Origin of the sequence: Pseudomonas petroselini, from assembly GCF_045037875.1 — a bacterium.
Lineage (GTDB): Bacteria > Pseudomonadota > Gammaproteobacteria > Pseudomonadales > Pseudomonadaceae > Aquipseudomonas > Aquipseudomonas petroselini.
Genome location: NZ_CP173614.1, coordinates 4,299,293 through 4,325,056 on the forward strand (window position 1 = coordinate 4,299,293; position 25,764 = coordinate 4,325,056).

Sequence of the window (25,764 nt, forward strand, 5' to 3'; positions counted from 1 at the left end):
TCAGTCTTCCATCTCTGCCAGCAAACGCTGCATCTCATCCAGTGCCTGGTCGGTCGAAGGCCGCTGCGGGTTTTCGATCTGTTCGGCCAGGCCGGCAATGGTCGGGTTGTGGAACAGGCTGCGCAGTTCGACCTTGACGCCGAAGCGGCTCTCCACCCGGGTCATCAGGCGCATCGCCAGCAGCGAATGGCCACCGAGCTCGAAAAAGCTGGTGAGCACGCCGACCTGCGGCAGGTCGAGTAGCTCCTGCCACAGTTCGGCCAGTTCGTGCTCCAGCGCCGTACGCGGGGCCACGCCTTGCTCTGCCTGCGCTTGCGGCGCCGGCAGGGCCTTGCGGTCGATCTTGCCGTTGGCATTAAGGGCGAAACGCTGCACCTGGATGAAGCCGGCCGGCACCATGTACGCGGGCAGCAGGCTTTCCAGATGACGGCGCAGCGCCACCTCGTCGACCGGGCTCGCGGCCTGCAGCCAGGCGAACAGGTTGTGGCTGCGCGCATCGAGCATGACCACCGCCTCGTCCACGCCGGGATAACGGCGCAGTAGCGATTCGATCTCCCCCGGCTCGATGCGGAAACCACGCACCTTGACCTGGAAATCGGCGCGTCCGACATAGGCCAGGCGCCCATCGGTGCGTCGGCGCACCAAATCGCCGGTGCGGTACATGCGGCTGCCAGGCTCGCTGGCGAACGGATCGGGCAGGTACGCCGCTGCGGTGATCGCCGGCGCCCGCTGGTAACCACGGGTCACCCCGCTGCCCGCGATATACAGCTCGCCGGTGCTGCCCAGCGGCACTGGCCGCAGGCATTCGTCGAGTACGTAGCAACGGGTGTTGAGCAGCGGCATGCCAATATCGGCGACACCGGCCGGTACTTCCCGCAGCGCCTGGGTGGTCGACCAGACGGTGGTTTCCGTCGGGCCATAGGCGTTGATCAGCCTCACCCCCTTGGCCTGCAGCGCACTCACCAGTTCGGCCGGCACTGCTTCGCCGCCGATCAGGCCGCGCAGAACCGGCCAGTCGTCACGCCCGGTTTCCAACAGGATCTGCCAGCCGGCTGGGGTGGCTTGGAACACCGTGGCACGGCGCAGCAGATCGAACAGGCGGTGGCCATCGACCACCTGCTCGCGACGCGCCAGGAGGATGCTCGCGCCCTTGAGCAGCGGCAGGAACAGCTCCGGCTTGCACATATCGAAGGCGTAGGTGGTGCTGGCCAGCCAGATGTCCTCGGCCGTCAGCGGCAACTGGCGGTCGAGGCCGGCAAGCAGATTGCTCAGGTTGCCACGGGTGACCTGTACGCCCTTCGGTGTGCCGGTGGAGCCCGAGGTGTAGATCACGTAGGCCCGCTGCAGCGGCGCCACCGGTAATGCCAGGTCGTGCGCTGGCTGTTCGTCCAGCGGCAGGTGGTCGACGGCCAGGCTGTCGACACTGCCGAGTACGTCGGCGCAGGCCTGCTCACTGAGCACCAACTGCGGCCGCGCATGCTCGATGATGAAGCGCAGCCGTTCGCCCGGTTGCTGCGGATCCAGCGGCAAGTAGGCCGCGCCCGCCTTATGGATCGCCAGGATGCTGGGCAGCAGCCAGGGGCCACGGGTCAGGCACAGCGCGACCAGATCGTCGCAGCCGACACCCTGGGCGCGCAGCCAGTGGGCCAGGCGGTTGCTCAGGGCATTGAGCTGGGCATAGCTGTAGCGTTGCTCCTGGCAATCCACGGCCAGCGCATCCGGGGTGTGCAGGGCCTGGCGCTCGAAGCGCGCGATCAGATCCTGCGTCTCGCTCAGCGCATGCGCTGGCAGGTTCCACGTGCGGCGTGTCAGGGCATGATCGGCATTCGCCAGGTCGATATCCCACAGCCGCGCCTCGGGCCGCGCCAGCATGCCGTCGAGCAGGTGACAGTACTCGTCGGCGTAGCGTTGCATGGTGCTGGCGACGAACAGCTCGGTGTTGTACTCCAGCACGCAGTGCCAGGCGCTGCCGTGCTGCTCGATATGCAGGCCGATGTCCACCAGGGCGCTGTCGCTCTCGACATCCAGGCGCTGCGCCGGCAGGCCGGCAAAACCCTGGCCGACCGCCGCCACGTCATCGCGCTGGATCAGGTTGAACAGCGCCTGGAACAGCGGCGTATGGCTGAGATCGCGGCGTACCTGCAAAGCCTCCACCAGCCGTTCGAAGGGCACGTCGCCGTGCTGCTGCGCGGTCAGGTGGGTGGCTTGCAACGCCTGCCAGAACGACGCCACCGATTGCAGTGGGTCGATCTGGCTACGCAGCACCTGCGTGCTGGCGAAATAGCCGATGAGGTTGTCGGTGTGCGCCTGCTGACGCTGCGCCACCGGCAGGCCGATCCACAGCTCACGCTGCCCCGAATGCCTGGCCAGCAGCACTTTCCATGCTGCCAGCAGAGGCGCGAAGGCGGTCAGGCCATGGCGCTGCGCGGTGCCACGCAGGCGCTCGACCAACTCGACGGGCAACTCGAAACGCAGGCGCCGGCCGTGGTAGCCCTGCTCGGCAGGACGTGGCAGGTCGGTGGGCAGGTCCAGCACCGGCGGTTCGCCGGCCAGGGCCTGCCGCCAGTAGTCCAGCTGCGCTTCAATGCGTGCCTGCCCGGCAGGGGTCTGCCAACTGGCGGCGACATCGCTGAACTGCAGCTGCAGCGGCGCCAACGCCGCCTGGGTTGCGCCCAGCTCGGCCTGGTAAAGACGTTGCAGCTCATCGAAGAAGATCTCCAGCGAGCGGGCGTCGGCGATGATGTGGTGCAAGGTGGCCTGCAGCACGCTCTGACCTTCGCCCTGATACAGCCGCACCCGCCACAGCGGCGTTGCGCTCAGGTCGAAGGCGCGCTGCGCTTCCTCGCTCAAGGTGCGGGCGAAGGCGGGCGAATGCACATCCTGCTGCAAGGGCTCGACGCTGAGCAGCGTGCCGTGCAACTGCACGACCTGCTGCCGCGCGCCTGCTTGCGTCTCGCTGAACACGCTGCGCAGGCTGTGCTGGCGCTCCACCAGTTGTGCCAGCGCGCGCTCCAGGACTTCGGCTTGCAGCGTACCGTGCAGGTGCATGGCCAGTGACAGGTGGTAGGCCTGGGTATCGCCCTGCAAGCGGTCGAGGAACCACAGCCGCTGCTGGGTGAAGTGCAGCGGCGCCGGCGCCTCGCCGAATGGCCGCAGGATGCTCTCGCCTGCGCCCTCGGCCGTGGCCAGGATGGCCGCCAGTTCACCCAGGGTCGGGCACTCGAACACGCTGCGCAGCGGCAGTTGCCGCTCGTAGCGCTCGGCGATGCGCGCCACCAGCCGTGCCGCCAGCAGCGAATGGCCGCCGAGGGCGAAGAAATTGTCGCCGGCGCCAACCGCGTTGCAACCGAGCAGCTCGCACCACAGTCCGGCCAGTTGCGCCTCCCAGGGTTTGCTCAGCTCGCCGTCGCGCTGACCTTCATGTTGGAGTGGAGCCGGCAGCGCCTTGCGTTCGACTTTGCCACTGGGGCTCAGCGGCAAGCTGTCGAGACGCACGAACTGGCTCGGTAGCATGTAATCCGGCAGGTGCTGCGCCAGTTGCACGCGTAGCGCGGCGTCGCCCAAGTCAGCACCCGCCGCCTGCGTGACCGAGTAGTAAGCCACCAGGCGCGCGCTGTCGCCGCTGCCGAGCAGCACCACAGCCGCTTCCCGCACCCCGGTGAGCCGCGCCAGCAGGGCCTCGATCTCGCCCAGCTCGATACGGAAGCCACGCAGCTTGACCTGGAAATCCAGGCGGCCCTGGTAGTCCAGGCTGCCTTTGGCGTTGCGCCGCACGCGGTCGCCGGTGCGGTACATCCGCGCCCCCGGCACGAAAGGATCGGGCAGGAAGCTCACCGCACTCAGGGCCGGTGCGGCGAAATAGCCACGCCCCAGGTTGGCACCCGCCAGGTACAGCTCGCCGGAAACGCCCGGAGCCACGGGCTGCAAGTCGGCGTCCAACACATAGGCGGCGGTATTGACCACCGGCCGGCCGATCGGCACCTCCACCCCGCCCTTCTCGCCCTGACGCGGCTCGAAGGTGCTGTAGACGGTGGCCTCGGTCGGCCCATAACCGTTGATCACCTGGGCACCACGCTGCTCCATGGCCTCGGCCAGCGCGCACGGCAGGGCCTCGCCACCGGAAATGGCGCGCACGCCCTGCCAACTGCGCCCGGTGTGCGCCACCAACATGCGCCAGGTGGCTGGGGTGGCCTGCATCACCGTCGGCTGGCCGGCCTCGATCAGGCGGTCGAGGGCTTGCGGGTCGCGTGCCTGCTCACGGTCGGCGAGCAGGATGCTGGCCCCGCGACTCAGCGGCAGCAGCAGCTCGACGATGGCGATATCGAAGGTCGCTGTGGTCAGCGCCAGCACCCTGTCCTGCGCCGTCAATGGCAGCACCTGCTGTACGCCGAGCATGAGGTTCATCAGGTTGCCACGGGCGATGGCCACGCCCTTGGGCTGGCCGGTGGAACCCGAGGTATAGAGCACGTAGGCGAGCTGGGCAGGATGCACGCTCGGCGCGCAGTAGGGCTCGGTGGTGATCAGCGCATCGATATCCAGCAGTTCGACGGCACTGCCCCACTCTGCCAGTTCCGCCAGGGCCTCGGCATTGGTCAGGCACAACCGCGGCTGCGCATGGGCAAGGATGTAACGGCCGCGCTCGGCAGGGGTGTCCTCGGCCAGCGGCACGTAGGCGGCGCCAGCCTTGAGAATGGCTAACATGGCCATGGGCAGCCGCGCATCGCGCGGCAGGCGCAGGGCCACACGATCTTCGGCGCCGACGCCACGGGCCTGCAAGGCAGCGGCCAGGCGTTCGGCCGCCTGGTTCAGTTCGGCATAGCTCAGGTGCCGTTCGCCGGCCTGCACGGCGATGGCTTCAGGCTGCCCGGCGACCTGCCGTGCAAAGGCCTGCAGGATGTCTTCCCAGCCCTCCACAGGCTCACCGTGCAAGCGCGCCAGCGCGCGCTGCTCGGGCGGCCAGGCGAGTTCGCCCAGTACCTGCTGCGGTTGTTCGAGCACGGCATCGAGCAGCGCCAGATACTGCTCGAGCATCGCCTGCGCGGTCTGCTCATGGAACAGCTCGCTGCTGTACTGCAGGCTCAGGGCGATGCCGTGTTCGCTGTCGCGCACGTCCAGATGCAGGTCGCACAGGGCGCTGTCCGGGCGATTGTCGAGTGGCTCGGCGATCAGCTCGGTCAGGTCGAAACGCTCCAGGGCATGGCCCGGGAAGTAGTTGAACATCGCTTGGAACAACGGGTTGTAGCTGACCTGGCGGGCCACGCCGAGCTGTTCGATCAGGTAGTCGAAGGGCAGGTCCTGATGCGACTGCACCGCCACGGACAGCGCCTGCAACTCGCGCATCAGTTTCAGCAGGCTGGCCGTGCCGGAAAGCTTCTGGCGATAGACCAGCGTATTGACGAAGCAGCCCACCAGCGGCTGCAACGCCGCGTGATGGCGGTTGGCGGCCGGCACCCCGACGAGGATGTCGTGCTCGCCACTGCGGCTGCGCAGCAGCAGCTGGAAGGCGCAGAGCATGGGGATGAAGTTGCTCCAGCCGTGGCTCGCGCTGAATGCCCGCAGGCGCGCCGTCAGCGCATCCGGGAGGCGTTGCTCGACGCGCCCGCCGGCTTGGCTGGCATGGGCCGGCCGGGGGAAGTCCGCGGCCAGTTCGAGCACCGGCAATTCGCCAGACAACTGCTCGCGCCAGTAGGCCAGCTCGTCCTGGCAGGCGGCGCTGTCCATCCACTGGCGTTGCCACAGGGCATAGTCAGCGTACTGCATCGGCGCCTCGGCCAACGCCGGTTTACGCCCCTGGCGCAGCTCGCGGTAATGGCTGCAAAGACCGTCGATGATCAGTTGCAGCGACCAGCCGTCGGCGACGATATGGTGGCAATTGAGCGCCAGTACGTGCGCCTGCGGCCCGAGGCGATACAGGCAGGCACGCAGCAGCGGCGCGCTGTCCAGGGCAAACGGGGTCATCGCGTCCTGGCGTAGCAGGTCGTGCAACTGCGCCTCGCTGACCACCTCGATCAGCGGCAAGGCCAGCTCGGCCTTGGCGAGAATGAGCTGCGAAGGCTCACCGCCGTCGCTGACAAAACGGGTACGCAGGACTTCGTGCTGATCGACCAGGGCCTGCAGAGCTGCCAGCAGGTCAGCGACATGCAGGTCGCCGCTCAGGCGAACCGCGCCGGCCAGGTTGTAGGCCGGGCTTTGCGGCTGCAGTTGTTGGAGGAACCACAGGCGCTGCTGGGCAAACGACAGCGGTAGGGTCTGCGGACGCGGCAGGCGCATCGGCGTGGTTTTCTCGCCGGGCTGCTGTTGTTCCAGCCACTCGGCCATGGCGGCGATGGTCGGGCGCTCGAAGACCACGCGCAGGGGCAGTTCCTTGCCGCTAAGCTTGCCGATCTGGCCGATCAGTTGCGTGGCCAGCAGCGAATGCCCGCCCAGCTCGAAGAAGTGATCCTGAATGCCGACCCGCGCGAGCCCCAGCACGCCCTGCCAGGCTTCGGCCAACTGCGCTTGCAGCTCACTGCTTGGCGCCACGTAGCGCGCCTCGCTCTGCGCGGCGAAGTCGGGCGCCGGCAGGGCTTTGCGGTCGATCTTGCCGTTGGCGTTGAGCGGCATGCGCTCGAGCAGCATGAAAGCGCTGGGCAGCATGTAGGGCGGTAGGTTGGCGGTAACGAACTCGCGCAGCGCCTCGATGGAGGGCTGCGGCTCGGCCACCAGGTAGGCGACCAGCACCTTGGCGCGCTGCTGGTCGTCACGGGCCAGCAGCACCGCTTCACGCACGCCGGGGTAACGGGTCAGGCAGGCTTCGATCTCGTCCAGCTCGATACGGTGGCCGCGAATCTTCACCTGATGGTCGGTACGACCGACGTACTCCAGCTCGCCATTGGCCAGGAAACGCGCCAGATCGCCGGTGCGATACAGGCGGCTGCCGTCGTTGGCGATGGGGTCGGGCAAAAACACCGCCGCCGTGCGTGCCGGGTCGGCCATATAGCCACGGCCAACCCCCACGCCGGCGACGAAGATTTCTCCCACCGCACCGCGCGGCACCGGTTGCAAATCAGTATCGAGCAGGTACAGACGGTTGTTCAGGGTGGCGCGACCAATCGGCACACTGCTGCGAGACTCAGCCAGGCGCTCGGTGAGCGGATGGAAGGCCACGTCGTCGGAGCATTCGGCCGGCCCGTAGGCGTTCATCAGCGGGATGCCGGGGTAGCGCTCGAACCAGCGCCGCGCCAGCGCCGGTGGCAGCGCCTCGCCAGTGGCCAATACCCAGCGCAGTGCGGTGCGCTCCAGGCCCGCCTCGAGCAGGCTCTGCATCAGCGACGGCACCGCTTCGAGAATGCTCACGCCATGGCGAGCGATGGCCTCGGCCAGCGCCTCGGGGTTCTGAATCACGCAGTCGCCAAGAATCACCGTGCGCGCCCCCAGCACCAGGCCGGCGAGGGTCTGCCAGACGGAAATGTCGAAGCACTGCGGCGCGCTCTGGGCGATCACGTCATCTTCATTCAGGCCCAGGCCCGGCAACTTGCCAATCATGTTGTTGAGCATGCCGGCGTGGGCCACCATCGCCCCCTTGGGCGTGCCGGTGGAGCCCGAGGTGAAGATGCAGTAGGCAAGCGAAAGGCCATGCACGGGGATGTCCAAGTCGGCATCGCTGTAGCCGCTCAGGGCCGCTGGCTCGTAGCGGATCGCCGCCGGCGGCTGCGCCATCTGCTGCAGCGCCTGCTGTGCAAGCTCACCCTGCTCCACGCCATGCAGCAGCAGCGGCGAACGGCTCTGGGTGAGCACTTGGGCCAGGCGTTGCGGCGGATTGCGCGGGTCCAGGGGCAGCCAGCCGGCGCCAGCCTTGAGCGTGGCGAGGATCATTACCACCAGATCGAGGCCACGCTCATCGAGCAACGCCAGCAGGTCGCCGTCCTGAACGCCATTGGCGCGCAGATGACGGGCCAGTCGGTTGGCCGCCCGGTTCAACTGATCGAAGCTCAGGCTGTGCTCGCCATGCACCACGGCGATTCGCTCGGGGGTGCGACGCACCTGCTGTTGCAGGCGCTCGACGTACAGCGGCTGCAGTTGCGCCGCGTCCGCCGCCAGGTCACCGCTGGCCCAGGCGTGCTGTTGGGCGATCTCCGCCGCATCGAGCATGGCGATGCGTTGCAACGGAATATCCGCCTCGCTGGCCAGGCTGTCGCCCATGTTCAGCAGCAGCGTGCGGAAGTGGCGCAGCATCTGCTCGACTTCCTCGCGCAGGAACCAGTCGGTCTGGTAGGTCAACTGCAGGTGCAGGCGCTCGCCGGGCACGATCACCACGGTCACCGGATAGTTGGTGTGGGTGCGGTTGGCCATGTCGCTGATCAGGTAGTCCAACTGGCCCTGGCGCAGGCTGGCGGAGATCGGCGCGTTCTCAAAGACGAACAGGCTCTGGAACAGATCCTGGCGCTGTACCTCGCTCCAGCTCTGGATCTGCGCCAGCGACACGTTTTCATGTTCGCGCAGGCTTAGGTTCTCGGCCTGCAAGGCCTTGAGCCAGGCACCGAGGGGCTGCTGCGGTTGCCAGCTCCAGCGCAGCGGCAGGCTGTTGATGAACAGCCCGACGATGCTCTCCATGCCCTGCATGTGCACCGGGCGCCCGGCCACGGTGACGCCGAACAGCAGGTCACGATTGCCGCTGTAGCGCGCCAGCACCAAGGCCCAGGCACCCTGCACCAAGGTGTTGAGGGTGATGCCCAGACCACTGGCGGCCTGCTGCAGGCCCCGCGTCTGCTCGACGCTGAGGTGCTCGACGCAATCCTCCACCGGCTCCGGCGCATCGATCAAGCGGCCAGGATGGCCGAAACCGAACTCGGTGGGGGTGTCGAAACCGGCCAGGCGCTGCTGCCAGAAGGTCTGATGATCCTCAGGCTTTTGCTGCTCCAGCCAGCGGATGAAGTCGCGGTACGGGCGTGGCTTGGGCAGCTCCAGACGCCGCCCCTCACGCGCGGCGCGGTAACCGTCGAGAAAGTCCATCATGATGATGGAGAAGCACCAGGCATCCATGAGGATGTGGTGATAGCTGCGCACGAATTGGTAGGTGTCCGGGGCCAGCTTGAACAGGCGCACACGCATCAGCGGTGCCTGGGTGAAATCCAGCCCCTCGCGACGCTCCTCGGCCAGCATATGCTCCAGACGCCCCTGCTGCTCGGCCTCGTCGATATCCGACCAGTCCTCATAGCTGATCGGCAGTTCGACCTGCTTGTGCACCACCTGCATCGGCCGCTTCTGCTGCTTCCAGACGAAGGAGGTGCGCAGCAGCTCGTGGCGCTCCACCACCTGTGCCCAGGCCTGGCGGAACGCCTGCAGGTCGAGTTGCGGCAGCACCATCACATGGCGGTACTGCAGCAGGTACATGCCCTTGCCCGGGTGCATCAGGCTGTGAAACAGCAACCCCTGCTGCATAGGAGCCAGGGGATAGATGGCCTCGATATTGCGGGAAAGTGCTTTGACCTTGTCGTTCATGCCGAGGGTCTCCTTGCCATGGGCTGGGGATGTAGGGGCGCCGGGGGTGCTCATTGCAGTTGCTCGAGCAGACCGAGGAATTCGTCGTCGGAAAGCCCCGAGTCGGCGAAGTCGGCAGCGGTTGCGCGACCCACCTCGGGGGCCAGGCAGTACTCGAGCAGGGCTTCGATACCCTGCTGGAACTGCTGCGCCAGTGCGCCAATCAGGGCCTGGTCATGCACGTGCGGGGCGTAACGCCATTCGATGTGCAACTGGCCCTGATCGACCAGGGCGGTCACGTCGAGCAGATGGGTGCGGCGAGTGTCGGCGGCGCGCATGGCCGGGCACAGCGGCTGCGCCAGGCGCCACAGGCGCGAACCACCCAGCCACTGGTCGACCCGTCCCAGGTAGTTGAAGGTAAGCAGCGAAGCAGCACCAAGCCCGTGCTGTGGATCGAGGCGCAGCAGGCCGTAGCCGATGCCCTGTTCCGGTACGCGGCGCAATGCCTCCTTGGCGGCGATGATCGCCTCCTCCGGCTGTTCGGCGGCACGCACGGCCAATGGATAGCGGCTGGTGTGCCAACCCACCGAGCGCGACAGATCCGGGCCCTGCTCCCAGCCACTGCGACCGTGGCTCTCCATCTCCAGGGTGACCTGCTCGCGCCCCAGCCATTGGCCGATCACGCCAGCCAGTGCCGCGACCAGCAGATCCTGCACCTGGGTGCTGTAGGCCCCATGGCAGTCGCCCAGCAACCATTCGGTTTTCTCAAGGGACAGTTTCGTTTCCAGCGTGCGGCTTTCGCCATACAGGCTGACAGCACGGGCGACCTCGCCCTCCTCGGCCAACTGCGCCTGCCAGTAGTCGAGCTGGGCCAGCACCTCGGGGGCCTGGCGATGACGCTGCAAGGCCTCGCTCCAGCGATCGAAGCGGGTGGAAACCGCCGGCAACGAAGCCTGCGGGTCGTCGTACAGGCTTCCCAGCTCCTCGAGCAGCACCTGCCAGGACACCGCATCGACCAGCAGGTGATGCGCCGTGCACAGCAGGTGCCCGCTGCCGGTGAAATATACCCAGCGGATCAACGGAGCTCGATCCAGTTGCCAGCCCTGCTGCCACTGCTGCAGCAGCGCGTCGTCCAGCGGCTGTTCGACCACCTGCAGCAGCGTGTCGGCCATCGCCGCCGACAGCGGCTGATAGCGTTGCTGCCAGCCCTGCCCGCTCTGCTCGAAGATCAGCCGCAGGCTGCTGTGACGCTGTAACAAGATCGCCAGTGCCTGGGCCAAGCGCGCCGGTTCCAGCGGCTGGTGAACGGCCAGCAACAGGGACTGGTTCCAGTACTGTGGCGAAGTCTGCCGCTGGTCGAAGAACCAGGCCTGGATCGGCGTCAGCGCGAAAGCGGCGCTCGGCTCGGCGCTATCGACCTTGGCGTGCTCGGCCACACTGGCGAGGTCCACGGCCTGCTCGGCCCAGCCGCTGACCGAAGGGAACTCGAAGATCTGCTTGGGCTTGAGCTGCAGGCCTTGCTGCTTGGCACGGGCGATGATCTGCAGGCTGAGGATCGAGTCGCCACCGACCGCGAAGAAGTTGTCGTCGGCTTGCAGCTCGGGCTTTTCCAGAATCTCCCGGGCAATCACCAGCAGCCGCTCGACCTTGGCGCGCTGTGGCGTCTGCGCCACCCGCGCCAGCGCCCGCACACTGGGCTCGGCGAACAGCTGCTTGGGGGTGAGGGTAATCTGTTGCTGGCGTGCGCGGGCAATGATCTGCAGGCCGAGAATCGAATCGCCGCCATGGGCGAAGAAGTTGTCGTCCGGGCCGATGTTCGGGTGACCCAGCAGTTCACGCCAGATCGCCAGCAAGGCGCTTTCCAATGCATTCAACGGCTGTTCGGTACGCGCCTCAAGATTGCGCGGTGCTTGCTCGGCCAGGTTCAACAACGCCTGACGATCGACCTTGCCATTGGCCAGCAGTGGCATCGCCTCCAGGCAATGCCACTGCGCCGGTTGCATATAGTCCGGCAGGCGCGCCTGCAACGCGGCCTGAATGTCCGCCAATGCGCTCGGTACGGCGACCAGGAAGGCCACCAGGCGGTTGCCGGTCAATGAAGTCGGTGCGTTGAGTACGCGCACGTCATCTACCTGTGGCAGCGCACGCAATTGCGCCGCCACTTCCGAAGGCTCGACGCGGTAGCCGCGAATCTTCACCTGCTCGTCCAGGCGTCCGAGGAACAGCACCTGCCCCAGATGATCGAGGCGTACCCGGTCACCCGTGCGGTAACCCAGTGCACCGAAGCGCGCCCGATCGGCCTCGTTGGCACTCAGGTAGCCACGCGCCACGGTCGCGCCCTCGATATACAACTCGCCGCTGACGCCAGCCGGCAGCACTGCGCCATCCGGCCCGCGCACGCTGACTCGCACGTTGCCCAGGGGGCGTCCGAGCGGTGCGTCACCCTCACCTTCGACGTCGTGGGTCAGCACGCCCACCGTGGTTTCGCTGGGCCCGTAGTGGTTGACGATGCGCAGTTGCGGGCTTAGGGCGCGCACCCGCGCCAGCAGATCGGCGCCCAGCGCTTCGCCACCGAGTACCAGGCACTGGCGCGGCAACAGGCGTTGCGGCTCGCTGGCCACCAGCAAGGCGTTGAGGTGCGAGGGCACGATCTTCAGCATGTCCACGGGCTGCTGCCCGAGAAACGCCGCCAGCTCCTCGGCATCGAAGGCCAGCGCTTCGTCCAGCAGGCACAAGCGCCGGCCGCTGAGCAGCGCGCCGAACAAGGCGGTGTGGCCCAGATCCGTGGCGCAACTGGCCAGACTCGTCAGGCTGGCGTCGGCGCTCAAGCGCAGGCGTGCCAGGCAGGCGCTGGTATAGTGAACAAGGTTGCCCTGGGTTACCTCCACGCCCTTGGGCCGCCCGCTGGAGCCGGAGGTATACACCACGTAGGCCGGCAAGTCCGCTGGCACGCCGGTGCGCAGCGGCGCATCGCTGAACAGCGCCTCGACCGGCACGGTCAGCCACTGCACCTGCGTCGGTAACCAGTTTGGCCGTTCGCCCTCACCCACATAGACCCTGGGCGTTGCATCCAGGCAGATGTCCTGCAGACGCGACTCGGGCCACTGCGGGTCGAGGGCCAGATAGGTCGCGCCGCACTGCCAGGCGCCGAGCATGTGCATCACCAGTTCGCGGCTGCGCGGCAGGCAAAGGGCAACCCTGTCACCGCTCGCACTCAGCGAACCGTGGAGGCGCTCGCCACGGGCGGCCACGGCCCTGGCCAGTTCGGCATAGCTGAGTTGCCCGTGCTGATCCTCCAGGGCGATGGCCTGGGGCTTCTCCATGCAGTGTTTGGTAAAAGCCTGCCAGGCGCTTTCTTCCGGTACCGGCAGGTGTTCGCCAGACAATTGCGAACGCTGCTCGAGAGGCAGCCAGTCCAATTCGGCAAACGGCACGTCCGGCTGCTCCATGGCCGCCATGACCAGGGCAAGGAACTGCGCCTGAAAACGCTCGACGCTCTCGCGCCGATACAGCGCCTTGCTGTAACGCCAGCGCCCGACGAACTCGGGCAGGTCATCGATGATCACCAGGTTCAATTCGTGGGCCGCACCACGCTGCTCGCCAATCATGCGCTCGATGTAGCGCTCGAACGGCACGTCACGCTCCTTGTTCAGCGTGAACATGTGCTGGAACACCGGTGCCCGGCCCTTCTGCCGCGGCAGATCCAGACGCTTGGCCAGGCGCGCGAAGGGATAGTGACGATGGCGCAATGTCTGCCGGACAGTGGCAGCCACTTGCTTGGCCCACTCAGCGCTGGACAGGTCACGACGCAAACGGCAGCGCACCGGCAACGGGTTGACCAGATAGCCCGGCAGTTCAGCCTGCTCGCGCTTCAGGCGCCAGCCACTGGGCGTACCGAGCACGAAATCTTCCTGCCCGGACAGCACCCCGAGAAATTGCTGGAACAGTGAGAACCAATAGACGTAGGGCGTCACTCCCAGGCTTTTAGCGACCGCAAGCAGCCGCTCGCTGTTTTCCGCGCCAAAATGGAACGACAGCTCTCCGCCCTCGAAGCCCTGGGTGCTGCCATGGGCGAAGTCGGTGGGCAGCTCCAGCGTCGGCGCATTGGCCAGTTGCGCCTGCCACCAGGTCAGTTCCTCGGCCTCGATCGCCTCGCTGCGCAGGTACAACGCGCTGGACCAGTTGCGATAGGCCTCGGGATCGACATCGGCAAGCACGTCGCCATCGACCAGGGCGAACAGCTCACTGAACAGCACGTCGAAGGTGGTCAGGTCGGAGGCGATATGGTGGATGCCCAGCAGCACCGTGTGCTCGACACGGTCGCCCAACTGGTTGCTCAACAGCACCAGCCGGCTGATCTCACCGGCAGCCAGGTCGAAGGGTTTGTCGGCCAGCTCGATGACACGTTGCTGCACACTGGCCGCATCCGCGCCCTGCCAGATTTCGCATTGCAGTGAGGTGGGATGCGGGCGGCTGTCCCACTGCAGCAACTCACCATCACGCTCGACATAGGCACTGCACAGGTGCGGATAACGCTGCTGCACTACCTGCCAGGCCCGCTCCAAACGATGCGGCAGATCCGCCCAAAGGTACTGCGGCCTGATACGCCCGGCCAGGGCGATGTTGTAGGCGCAACTGCCGGGCTCCATACGCTGCAGGAACCACAGGGCCTGCTCGTTATCGTTGAGGGGGCGCGCCTGGAAGTAGTCGGGGTGGCGCGCCAACCAGGGCAGAATTTCAGCACTGCGCGCTTGCAACTCACGCTCCAGCTCGGTACTCAGGGCCTCAGGCAAGCCAGTGGAAATCATCAGGCGGCCTTCGCTCGCGGACATGCGGATACCGCGCAGCCAGCAGTCATGCATCAAGCGATCGAGCATGTGTCGTCCTTCATCGTGCGGATTCAAGGTCAGCCACCCTGGTAGTGGCTTTGAGGATTATTCAGCGTCAGACGGCCGAAGCGGGCTCGGCCATGGCCACCACCACCTTGCGTGCCCCCTGAAAGGTGGAGCGACCATGGGCTACCAGCATGTTGTCGAGCATCAGCGCATCGCCCGCCTGCCAGGAGAAGCTGATCTGGGTGCGCTGCAGGACATCGCGCACATGCTCCAGCGCCTCCAGCTCGATGGGCGAGCCATCACCGTAGAAGACGTTACGCGGCACGCCCTCCTCGCCGACAATCGACACCAGCGTTTCGCGTAGCGCTGCCGGGAGGTTGGAGATGTGGAACAGATGCGCCTGGTTGAACCAGACCCACTCCCCGGTGACCGGGTGCTGCGCGACGGCCTGGCAGACCTGGCGCGTACGCAGCTCGCCGTCGTCCTTCCACTCGAAGTCGATGTGGCTGAGCCGACAGAAGCGCTCGACCTCGCTGCGGTCCTCGGTGCTGAACGCCTGCTGCCAGGAGAGATCCAAACCATTGCCGTAGTTGCGCACGTACATCAGGCGCTTGTCGGTGAAACGCTGGCGGATGGCGGGATCGATGCGCTGATAGACCAGGCGACTGTCGGCGATGGGCGTCTCACCGCCGACCGGCGCGGCCTGGATGCAGTGAAACCAGATTTTCATTGGCCAGTTCAACGAGTAGGACTGCTCGTTGTGCAGCGGAATGACCTGGTGAGCGGGGTATTCGGTCGAGGTATAGACGCGGCTGTTGAGCTTGGTGCGTGGCGTGGAGGCGTAGTCGTAGGTCAGCAGCTCGTGACCGAAACTGCGGGCGAAATCCTCGAAGTCGTTGGCGTCACCAAAGGCAAAATCGCGAAAGAGGATGCCACCGGTGGTCTGCAGCTCGCTGTCGGCGGCACGCCGGATGAGCTCTGCGTGATCACGCCAGGAGTCGCCTGGCACAGGGGCGCGTAACACGAAGGGCAGCGGTCCCTCGACACCCGCCTGAACCTCATCGAGTGAATGGTTTGCACGGTTGAGCAAATCGGTAAGCATCTGCGTTCCTTGGTGCTACTGACGAGGCGCACAAAATTATCGCAAAACCGACTCATTATCAAACAGGAATTAATATTACTTGAGCTTGACGCTCCGGGCACTTACTGCTGCACACAAGCCGCGAAGCAGCAGAGCCCGAGGCATTATTTAGCCATCACCTGGGCGGCTGTAGCCGCTTACCCAGGCTAGCTGGCTCACTTGTCCTGCAGGTTGTAATCGCGTTCGCCGATATGCGACAGCAGCAGGTAGGCCGAGCCGATCATGCCTTGCATGGTGTCGGCAAAACGACTGCGGTTGAAATATAGGAACTGGTGGTTCTTCACCGCGAACAGGTTCTGCCACTGCGGCGAACGGCGGAAGGCCTCGGTGCCAGCCTCCGAACCGAGCATTTCCTCATAGGTATCGATGATGAAATCACTGTCGAAGTCGCCAATGCGCTCCAGGCTGTAAGGCACGTTCTGACGCGCCTCCTTGAAGGCCGACACGCGCCCCAGGCCGAAGTCGGCGATTACGTCATCCATGCCGGAACGGCCGATCAGCTGGAAACCGTCCGGATAGACCTCCAGGGTGGTTACCGTGATACGCCCTGGCTCCTTAACCCGCTTGGCGAATTCGCCGACGATCCATTCGTATTCGTTCAGCAGCTTCTGATAGCGCTGCTGCTTGCCTACCAGTTCGGCCAGCTCCTTGGCGTAAGTCTTGATGTCGGCCTCGCGCGCCGGCAGCAGCACTACCGGGGCGATGCGGCTGAGGCGCTCTTTCAGGTCTTGGTGATAGGACAGCCCGATGATCAGGTCAGGCTTGAGCGCCGCGATGGCCTCGAGATCGGGCGACTGGTGCGAACCGACATAGCGAATGCCGGAAACATCGAAGCGCTGCTGAGCGCCACGGAACAACACGTCCGAGAACAGCTTCTTGCGCCCCGTGGACCCGCAAGGGGTTATGCCCAGCTCGAGCAGTTGGGTGGTCAGGCTGAGGTCATGCAGGGATACCACGCAACGCGGTGCGACTGGCACTTCGACACGGCCGAAACGGTTCTCGAACACACGGGTGTCCGCGGCGACAGCCTGCATCGAACTCAGGCCCAGCAGTACACAGGCCAGCAGGGAAAGAGCTTTGAACTTCACCATCATCTTCGTCATGTCCTTCAGTGACGACGCGTCAACGGTTACGTTGCCGCGCCAGCAAAATCAACAGATAAGGCGCACCGATAATCGCCACCACCAGACCGGCCGGCAATTGCAACGGCGGCAGCAAGGCGCGCCCCAGAGTGTCACCCAGCAGAACCAGTACGGCCCCGAAGAGGGCCGACAGCGGCAACAACGCGCCATGCCGGTCACCGCACAACTGCCGCGCCAGGTGCGGCGCGACCAGCCCAACGAAGGTCATCACGCCGATATTGGCCACCGTTGCCGCAGTCAACGTGACGCTGCACAGCAACAGCAGGAGCATTATCACCGGTGCATTCAGGCCGCGACTGAGCGCCACGCTCTCGCCCAACTGCAGGAGATTGAGCTGGCGATGACAGAACAACAGGGGCATACCCGCCACCAGCAGCCAGATCAGCAGGCTCCGCACCTGCGGCCAACCACTGCGATGCAGGCTGCCGCCAAGCCACATCAGCGCCGATTCGACCCGATCGATATTGCCGTAGGTGATCAACAGATCGGCGACGGCACCGAGCATGGCCGTCAGCCCCACGCCCACCAGAATCAGGCGCAGCGGGGCAATGCCACCGCGCCAGGATAGCGCGACGATAAACAGCGCCACCGCCAGACCGCCGAGCAACGCTGCCAGAGGATAGAGCGGCACCGGCAAGGCCTCCGGCCACAGCACCAGGATCAGCAACATGGTGACGCTCGCGCCCGCCTCCACCCCGACCAATCCGGGCGCAGCCAGTGGGTTGCGCGTCAGTGACTGCATCAACACGCCCGCCAGAGCCATCGCCGCGCCCCCGAGTATCGCCAGCAGGATGCGCGGCAGACGCAACTCCCACAGCACGCTGGCCGCCAGCGCCGTCTCATCGGCGAACAGGCTCTGCCAGAGCTGAGCCATGCCCGTCGTGTAGCTGCCTACGCTCGCCGCGTACAGCGTCAGGCCCATCAGCAACAAGAGCAACACGGACGCCGCCAACACATCGATGGGTCGACCGACCCAGGGCAACCCGGGGCAACGCCTTGGCGTGGTCAGCCAGCGACTCACTTGAGCTTCCTCAGTACCAGCGCGACGAAGACCGGGCCGCCGATCAGCGCGGTGACGATGCCGGTGTTGAGTTCGTAAGGGCTCACCAGGGTGCGCGCCACTACATCGGCCAGCACCAGCAGCAAGCCGCCCAGCAGCGGCGCGGCCAGCAGCAGCTGTCGCAGGTCGTGGCCGACCAGCAGCCGCGCCGCATGCGGTACTACCAGCCCGACAAAGCCTATGGGGCCCGCCAACGCCACCGCGCAACCGGACAGCAGCACCACGGCCGCCAAACTCAACAGCCGCATACGCAACAGGTTGACGCCCATGCTGGAGGCCACCTGCGCGCCTAGCCGATAGGCATTCAACGCCCGCACATTGATCAGGCACAGCAACATGCCGACGATCAGGTAGGGCCATAGCCAGCTTGGCAGGTTTGCCCCGCTGATACCCAGCGAGCCGGTCAGCCAGCGACGCAGGCTGTCCAGCCCCTGCTGATCGAGCAGCAGCAGAATCGCGGTGATGGCGCCGAACAGCGCGGCCATCATCGCTCCGGAAAGCGTCAGGCGCACCGGATTGGGCGTGCGCCCGGCCAGCAGCATGACGCCGATGGCGGCCACCAGAGCGCCGCTGAAGGCAAACAGGGGAATCATGGTCATGTCATTGCCGGGTAGCACCAGCAAGCCAATGACCACGAACAAGGCCGCACCACTGTTGATGCCGAGGATGCCCGGGTCGGCCAACGGATTGTCGCCCACCGCCTGCATCACCGTGCCGGCCAGCCCCAGGCAGGCGCCCACAGTCATCGCCACCCACAGGCGCGGCAGGCGCGAACCGCGGATGACGCTGTGATCAGAATTACTCGGGTCATACGCCAGCAACGCCTGCCAGACATCGCTCCAGGGGATCGACTTGGCCCCCACTGCCAGGTGCAGCGTCGACGCCAGGCCGATGCCGATGAAGATCGATAACCAGATCGGCCAACGCCACCCAGCCGTCATCGGGCTACCTGGCTGTTGAGCGCGCGCAGGCGAGCAGGCGAAGCCGGCACGCACAGAGGATCACCGGAATGGGGGTCGATGAGAATATGCGCATCCAGATCGAACACAGCCTTAAGGTTAGCTGGAGTGAAGACCTCGGCAGGCGTGCCCTGGGCGTGCACCTTGCCCTGACGCAACATCACCAGTTGATCGGCATAGCGCGCAGCCTGGTTGAGGTCATGCAGAACCGCGACGACAGTGCGCCCCTGGTCACGCAGGTCGGCGAGCAATTCGAGCAAGGCGATCTGATGAGCGATGTCGAGAAAGGTGGTGGGCTCGTCGAGCAGGATGACCGGGGTCTCCTGCGCCAGAGTCATGGCAATCCAGCAACGCTGTAACTGCCCCCCGGACAGGCTGGTCAGGGTGCGGTCCAGCAGCATGCCGACGTCGGCCAGTGACACGGCGCGGTCGATCGCCTGCTGATCGGCGTCAGTCCACTGCTGCCACCAGCTTTGCCAGGGGTAGCGCCCCTGCATGACCAGCTCGCGCACGGTTATCCCGGCAGGCGAAGCGGTGCGTTGCGGCAACAGCGCTATTTGCCTGGCCAGATCACGTCGCGAGAGCTGAACGTGGGGCTTACCCTGCAGCAGTACGTCGCCGCTGGCCGGGCGTAGCATGCGCGCCAGCACATTCAGCAACGTGGTCTTGCCACAGCCATTGGCCCCGATCAATGCGGTAAAGCAGCCCTCGGGAATGGTCAGACTGATGTCATCCAGCACCTTCAATCCGTCGAATTGAAGCTGAAGCCCCATCGCTTTCAACATGCATACACACTCGAATTCGAACCACCGCGCCAGCGCCCTCTTGGCTCAGAGCCAGCGCAGATTGCCGGGCATGCGGGTTCACCGCGAATTTCATCCAGCCCAGGGCGGACATTGCCTATCAGGCAGCGTCCAGGCCTTGAACATTTATGCGCATTAGCTTGCAGTAATATCTTGGTGATGACAATAACGCGTGAGCTAGTACAAATATTTCTCATTTAGATGTAGAGTTCGCCCGCTATTGCTGACTGCCACGGCGCATTGGCGTGAAGGATCACAGAAAGTCCTCCGCATTGCGCACACATACCAGAAGACCAGAGGATGTTCCTTCGCCATGCGCCAGGTTACGCACCTAAGCCCCGAACGTTTCGCCCGACGCCCAGCCTTCAGCCTTACCGCACTAGCACTGGCCATGGCCAGCCTGGGCTCGGGCAGCCTGCATGCCGCTGAGACTAACCAGGCCCCCACGGCTGCGCCCTTGGAGATTGATGCCATCAACGTCACCGGGCAAAGCGTTGAACAGCCCACCGAGCATGTGGTCGGCTATGTAGCCAAACGCAATATGAGCGCTACCAAGACCGACACGCCGATCACCGAGACGCCGCAGTCGCTGTCGGTGGTGACGAGCGACGAGATCCGCGACCGCCAGGCGGAAACGTTGGCCCAGGCGCTGAGCTACACGCCAGGGTTCACCGCCAGCGCGACCTCTTTCAACCGCACTGCGGACCGTTTCCGCATCCGCGGCTTCTCCGTCGAATCCGCCACCGGCGGCTCGCTGCGAGACGGCCTGCGCCTGCAGAACAACTCCTACGACGGCATTCAGGAACCTTATGGCCTGGAGCGCGTCGAGGTCATTCGCGGCGCAGCCTCGGTGCTCTACGGCCAGCTCTCGCCCGGCGGCATGGTAAATGGCGTCAGCAAGCGCCCAACCGAAACGCCGCTTCATGAGCTGCAACTGCAGGCGGGCTCCAATGACCGCAAGCAGCTCGCCGCCGATTTCAGCGGCGCACTGCCCGGTAGCGACACCCTGAGCTATCGCCTGACCCTGCTCAGCCGCAACAGCGACACCCAGCAGGATCATCTCAACGACGACAAGATCTACATCGCCCCGGCGCTGACCTGGCGCCCTGACGAAGACACATCGCTGACCCTGCTGTCCTTCTACCAGAAGACCGATACGCGTTTCCCCGCGCCCCTGCCCTATCAGTTGGTCAAAGGTGTGGGTGACGGCGCCTTCAAGATCGGCCGCCACGACTTTATCGGCGAGCCGGGCTACGACGACATGAATGGCGAGATGTCGGCCCTGGGGTACGAATTCACCCACCACTTCAACGAGCACTTCACGCTTAATCACAAGCTGCGTTACTCCGAGTCCGATGTGAAGTGGAATTACCTGCAAGCGCAGACGTCCGCAGCGGCTATCCGCAATGCCGCCAATACCGGCATCCTTGCACGGCAATACAGTGATCGCCGTGAGCGTGCTCGAACCCTGGGCAGCGATACCAATATCGAATCGAAATGGCAGCTCGGCAGCGTCGAGCACACCGTTCTGGTCGGTTTCGACGGCTATGACACTTCCTACGACTCCCATAACTTCCGAGGCGCAGCCCCCAGCCTGGACCTGAGTCGCTACAACTATGGTCAGCCCGTAGTGGTCACCAAAAGCTCCGCACTGGAACGTGGCTCGCAGCTCGATATGCTGCAAAAAGGTGCCTATTTCCAGGATCAGATCAAGTTCAGCGACAAGTGGGTGCTGCAACTGGGTGGCCGCCACGACTGGGCTGACCAGCAGCAGACGGCGCATCGCAATGGCGCCAAGGCCAGCCAAAGCGACGAAGCCACCACCTGGCGTGCGGGCCTGGTCTACCTGGCGGACAACGGCCTGGCGCCCTACATCAGCTATAGCGAGTCGTTCTTCCCGGTTTCCGTTGCGGAAGTCACCGGCCAGACCTTCACCCCCACCGAAGGCAAACAGTACGAAGTTGGCGTGCGCTATCAGCCCAAGGACAGCAATATGCTGCTCAGCGCAGCCGTCTACGAGCTGACCCAGACCAACGTGCTCAAGCAGGATCCAGCCACCGACGAGTACCGCCAAACCGGCGAGGTACGTTCCCGCGGTCTGGAGCTGGAAGCCAAGACGGATCTAACCCCGGCACTCAGCGTGATCGCCACCTACGCCTATACCGATGCACGCACCACCAAGAGCGCTATCGCCGCTGAAGTGGGTCAACGTACCGACGAAACGCCCTACCACCAGGCAGCCCTGTGGACCCGCTACGACTTAATCAACTGGGGCATTCCGAAACTGACCGTGGGCGCCGGCGCTCGCTACATGGGTACAACACAGGCCTCGGGTATGGATTCGGCCATGCCAGCCTATACCCTGTTCGACGCCATGGCGCGCTACAAGATCGACGAACACTGGGACGTGACCGTCAACGCCAACAACCTGACCGACAAGCGCTACGCGCAGTGCTCGTTCTCCACCTGTAGCTACGGTGACGAGCGTACCCTGCTGACCTCGGTGAACTTCAACTGGTGATCTGCCGCTCCGCGCGCCGAGCAAGCACCTTGCTGCGGCGCGCGGCCTTACTTGCCTGATGGACAGAGGCAGCGGGCGAAACAAGGATCGACAGGCACCGCGGCGCCAAGACTCCCAGACTGAGAACGATGCTGGTTTCGAAGTTTGGAGAGCGATAAAAACGCAAAACCGCCAATCATCCCGGCCAAGTTATGGCTGGAGTGATTGGCGGTTAGCTTTTTCAGGACATCGAGCAGAAACAGGGTTCAGCTGAATCGACAGGCTACAGACCTTGGCGAGTGAATCGCCCCTTCTCTCATCGATTTGACACCCCGGCAATTTCAATTGCGGCGTAACAGCGTATTCGGCGCCACACCAAATGCCTTGCGAAACGCATGGCTGAAATGGGAAAAGTCAGAAAACCCGAAGTCCAGCGCCGCCTCGGACACGCTGCGTACCTGGCCGCGTTCAATCGCTTCTCGACTGGCATTCAGGCGCTCTTTCCAAATCTCTGCAACGGGGGTTTTCTGGTAGCGTGCAAAGGCCCGTGTCACGGTGCGGGTGGACACATTGTGGGCTTTGGCGATGGCTTCAATCGACAGGTCCGGCTCAGTCAAGTGCCGTTGGATGTACTTCATGATGCGGCCGTAGAGGTCCACCTCCTGATGGCTTGTTTTCAGGTCCTGGAGTTCCAGGCTGATCACAAGCAGATCAAGCAAAGCACTTGAGTAACGATTCGAGATGCGCTCGTCCTGCAGCGATGCCGGCGCGCTCGCGGCCTGATGCAGCATTTCGCGTAAGGGAACGACACCAGGACGCCGGTCGTCGAGGACCATCGCGGTGTACTCGGCAATACGCGGCAGGCGCTCGGTGAGCAACGCTCTCGGAATACGGATCAAGTGGTTTTCGGTACCACCCAGGCTGAAGCGAAACGCCTGAGTTGCGTCATAAAGAAACAAATTGCCGGTTGCCAGGTTGGCTTTTCTTGAGCCTTGTTCTATTTGCCCATGGCCATTTCGAGCGAAACCCAACCATAAATCTTCTGCCGGACCGCTGCGCAGGTGCTGCTCGGAACGCTCCCAGTAGTGCAGCGGCGAAGACAGCGAACAGATGTCCAGCTCGCCGACGGTATTGACGGTGAGCGAGCCATCAAAGCTGCTCTGGGACAAGGGTTTGCTATCGGCGGCCAGGCAATGGCGACAGACCACTTCTTTCCAATAATCAAACCGACGGGGTGCCGGAACAGCAAGGGTCGAATACTGAGTGCTTGGGTTCATGACACTGACCTCGACAACGATGCAAGAGGCGCTCGAGAAGTTGTAACGGGCGGCCAATTTTCAGGCATGAAAAGCAATTAACAGGCCAAGCGCAGTGGCAGGCCTGCTTGAGCGCGCTCCCACGTGATTTCCATCGCGACTGTCGGCGGCCTCGCAGGCTGTCGCCCGGTGCCGCGATCACCCTTTAAGGGCATGGCACGTCACCCGGTCGGCGCACGCGCACCAGCGCGGATCACGGGTAAACCTCAGCTCCTGCCTTGTCTTTTCCAACCAAATGGTTGTCTCGCCGAACAAAGCGCCCCCTCCTCGCCCAGCCTAATTTCCACCTCACAGCAGCTCATTCATCCGCTGATGAGGCACGCCATGCATCGACACAACTCACAACGATTGGCTGATTCCTCCTGGCTTCTGCAGCGGCGCGACCTTGCGCCTGAAGAGTCGGCTTATTGGTTGATTGAATGGAGTGCCATGCAGTTGCTGCACCGACGGCAGATCGCCAAGCGCGACCCGCCACCGACGCGCTGACGCCCAACCGTAGGCCTGAACGAAAATAACGAGGAGCTCAAGATGGAATCTGCAATCGACACACATCTCAAATGCCCGCGCACCCTGTCCCGCCGTGTACCGGATGAGTATCAACCGCCGTTCCCTATGTGGGTCGCACGCGCTGACGAGCAACTGGAACAAGTGGTGATGGCCTATCTGGGCGTGCAATATCGCGGCGGCGACCAGCGCGAACCTGCATTGCAGGCGATGCGTCACATCGTCGGCAGTTTCAGCCTGGCCGATGGCCCGCAGACTTATGATTTGACCCACCACACCGACAGCAGCAGCTTTGATAATTTGATTGTGGTCGGGTACTGGAAAGACCCGGCCGCCCACTGTCGCTGGTTGCGGTCACCCCAAGTGAATGACTGGTGGAGTTCGCCGGATCGGCTCGCTGAAGGCCTTGGTTATTTCCGCGAAATCACCGCGCCGCGCACCGAGCAGTTCGAGACGCTGTACGCCTTCCAGGAGAACCTGCCCGGTGTCGGCGCAGTAATGGATACGACCAGTGGAGAGATCGAAGAGCACGGTTACTGGGGTTCGATGCGCGACCGTTTCCCGATCTCCCAGACGGATTGGATGAAGCCCACGAGCGAGCTGCAAGTGATCGCGGGTGACCCGGCCCAGGGCGGACGGGTCCTGGTCCTGGGGCATGACAACCTCACACTGATTCGTTCCGGCCAGGACTGGGCGGATGCCGAGGCAGAGGAGCGCTCGCTCTACCTCGACGAAATCTTGCCGACGTTGCAGGACGGCATGGACTTCCTGCGTGACAACGGCCAGCCATTGGGGTGCTACAGCAACAGGTTTGTGCGCAATATCGACCTGGACGGCAACTTTCTCGACCTGAGCTACAACATCGGTCACTGGCGCTCGGTGGAGAAACTCGAACGCTGGGCTGAATCTCACCCGACTCACCTGCGTATTTTCGTGACGTTTTTCCGCGTGGCCGCGGGTTTGAAGAAGTTAAGGCTGTACCACGAAGTGTCCGTGTCGGACGCCAAGAGCCAGGTCTTCGAGTACATCAACTGTCACCCGCAGACCGGCATGTTGCGCGACGCGCTGCCGCCAACCACGTGAGCGCCATAGGCGTTTACCTCCCCCCTTTCTGCCGCCTTGCCACCCTCCTCGGGTGGCCGGTTTCCCTGTGCGAGGAATAAATGATGAATAAGATCCGCCTGCTGACGCTCTCTACGCTGTTGCCCGCGCTTCACGCCAACGCCGGTGAAGTAGCGCCCGGCGATTATGAGCAATACCCGGTCGGCGCTACGATCGGGGCGATTTATTACCAGCACGCCACCACGGACTCGGCTTATGCCAACGGCCACAAGGTCAGCTCTGACTTCAGGGTGAGCTCTGACATCGGCATCCTGCGGCTACTGCATGTCTACGCACTCTCCGACACCGTCACCATCGACCCGCAATTCCTTTTGCCTTTCGGACACGTCTCCAGCGCAGGTGACGCCTCAGCCCTGGGCAGCACTCGCGGCGTTGGCGACTTGATCCTCACGGCGCCGGTCAAATGGCGGTTCAACGAAGCCCGCGACACCCTCAGTATCGCCCCCTACCTGTATGTGCCGACGGGTACGTATGACAAGGACGACGCGCTCAATCTCGGCGAGAACCGCTGGAAATTCGAACTGCAGAGTGCGTACGTCAAACACTTCACAGAAAAATGGGCGATGGACCTGGTCGGCGGTGCCACCTGGTATGGCGACAACACGGACTACGGTGCAAATGCCGACCGTATGAAGCAGGACGTTTCCTACGCAGCGCAGATCATGGCGCGTTACATGCCAGACGCCAGCACCGCGTTTGGTATCGGCTTCGGGCGCACCTGGGGAGGTGAGACGAACATTGAGCACGTCAATCAGGATAACGAGCTTGGCACCACCAACTTCCGTCTCACCGCCACCAAATTCGTCACCCCCCAAGACCAGATCCAACTGCAATTGGGCAAGGACCTCTCGGTGGACAACGGCACCCAGGAAGACTTCCGCATGAACCTGCGTTATGCGCGCATTTTTTAACCCAAGGGTCTG

The 25,764-nt window shown here is 64.3% G+C and carries 12 protein-coding genes; 4 read left to right on the plus strand and 8 right to left on the minus strand.

The window, feature by feature from the left end:
• The 7 genes from ACI512_RS19760 to ACI512_RS19790 all read right to left on the minus strand — a co-directional run bounded on the left by ACI512_RS19760 (window position 1) and on the right by ACI512_RS19790 (window position 19,381).
• Window positions 1–9,480, minus strand: coding sequence for an amino acid adenylation domain-containing protein (locus ACI512_RS19760; protein ID WP_405121280.1), 9,480 nt, complete (start codon window positions 9,478–9,480; stop codon window positions 1–3).
• Window positions 9,481–9,530: 50 nt separating this feature from the next.
• Window positions 9,531–14,336 (minus strand): non-ribosomal peptide synthetase, encoded by a 4,806-nt coding sequence (locus ACI512_RS19765; protein ID WP_236381480.1) that lies wholly within the window; start codon window positions 14,334–14,336, stop codon window positions 9,531–9,533.
• A gap of 67 nt (window positions 14,337–14,403) precedes the next feature.
• Window positions 14,404–15,396, minus strand: coding sequence for a TauD/TfdA family dioxygenase (locus tag ACI512_RS19770; protein ID WP_231807576.1), 993 nt, complete (start codon window positions 15,394–15,396; stop codon window positions 14,404–14,406).
• Between the two features lie 194 nt (window positions 15,397–15,590).
• Window positions 15,591–16,529: an ABC transporter substrate-binding protein gene (locus ACI512_RS19775; RefSeq protein ID WP_236381471.1), complete on the minus strand. Its 939-nt coding sequence runs from the start codon at window positions 16,527–16,529 to the stop codon at window positions 15,591–15,593.
• 28 nt (window positions 16,530–16,557) lie between these two features.
• The gene (locus ACI512_RS19780) at window positions 16,558–17,598 is read right to left on the minus strand and encodes an iron ABC transporter permease (protein WP_236381469.1); all 1,041 of its coding nucleotides are present in this window, start codon (window positions 17,596–17,598) and stop codon (window positions 16,558–16,560) included.
• Complete coding sequence (locus ACI512_RS19785) at window positions 17,595–18,578, minus strand: iron ABC transporter permease (RefSeq protein ID WP_064053590.1); 984 nt, start codon at window positions 18,576–18,578, stop codon at window positions 17,595–17,597. The genes ACI512_RS19780 and ACI512_RS19785 overlap by 4 nt, the downstream gene beginning before the upstream one ends.
• Complete coding sequence (locus tag ACI512_RS19790; protein WP_231807579.1) at window positions 18,575–19,381, minus strand: ABC transporter ATP-binding protein; 807 nt, start codon at window positions 19,379–19,381, stop codon at window positions 18,575–18,577. Before ACI512_RS19790 ends, ACI512_RS19785 begins: the two co-directional genes overlap by 4 nt.
• 409 nt (window positions 19,382–19,790) lie before the next feature.
• On the opposite strand from ACI512_RS19790, the gene ACI512_RS19795 reads away from it, so the two are divergent.
• On the plus strand, window positions 19,791–21,920 hold the full coding sequence (locus ACI512_RS19795; RefSeq protein ID WP_405121899.1) for a TonB-dependent siderophore receptor: 2,130 nt from the start codon (window positions 19,791–19,793) through the stop codon (window positions 21,918–21,920).
• 320 nt (window positions 21,921–22,240) lie between these two features.
• Here ACI512_RS19795 and ACI512_RS19800 read toward each other — a convergent pair whose 3' ends face one another.
• Window positions 22,241–23,176 carry a helix-turn-helix domain-containing protein gene (locus ACI512_RS19800; protein WP_236380598.1) on the minus strand — a complete coding sequence of 312 codons (936 nt, stop codon included), beginning with the start codon at window positions 23,174–23,176 and terminating at the stop codon, window positions 22,241–22,243.
• Window positions 23,177–23,539: 363 nt separating this feature from the next.
• Here ACI512_RS19800 and ACI512_RS19805 point away from each other — a divergent pair, with 363 nt between their 5' ends.
• The 3 genes from ACI512_RS19805 (at window position 23,540) to ACI512_RS19815 (ending at window position 25,752) form a co-directional block, all read left to right on the plus strand.
• Window positions 23,540–23,701: a hypothetical protein gene (locus ACI512_RS19805; RefSeq protein WP_231807582.1), complete on the plus strand. Its 162-nt coding sequence runs from the start codon at window positions 23,540–23,542 to the stop codon at window positions 23,699–23,701.
• A gap of 42 nt (window positions 23,702–23,743) precedes the next feature.
• Complete coding sequence (locus ACI512_RS19810; RefSeq protein WP_236380602.1) at window positions 23,744–24,802, plus strand: phenylacetaldoxime dehydratase family protein; 1,059 nt, start codon at window positions 23,744–23,746, stop codon at window positions 24,800–24,802.
• A gap of 83 nt (window positions 24,803–24,885) precedes the next feature.
• Entirely contained in the window at window positions 24,886–25,752 is an 867-nt protein-coding gene (locus ACI512_RS19815; RefSeq protein WP_236380606.1) for a transporter, read from the plus strand.
• Window positions 25,753–25,764 lie beyond the last annotated feature (12 nt).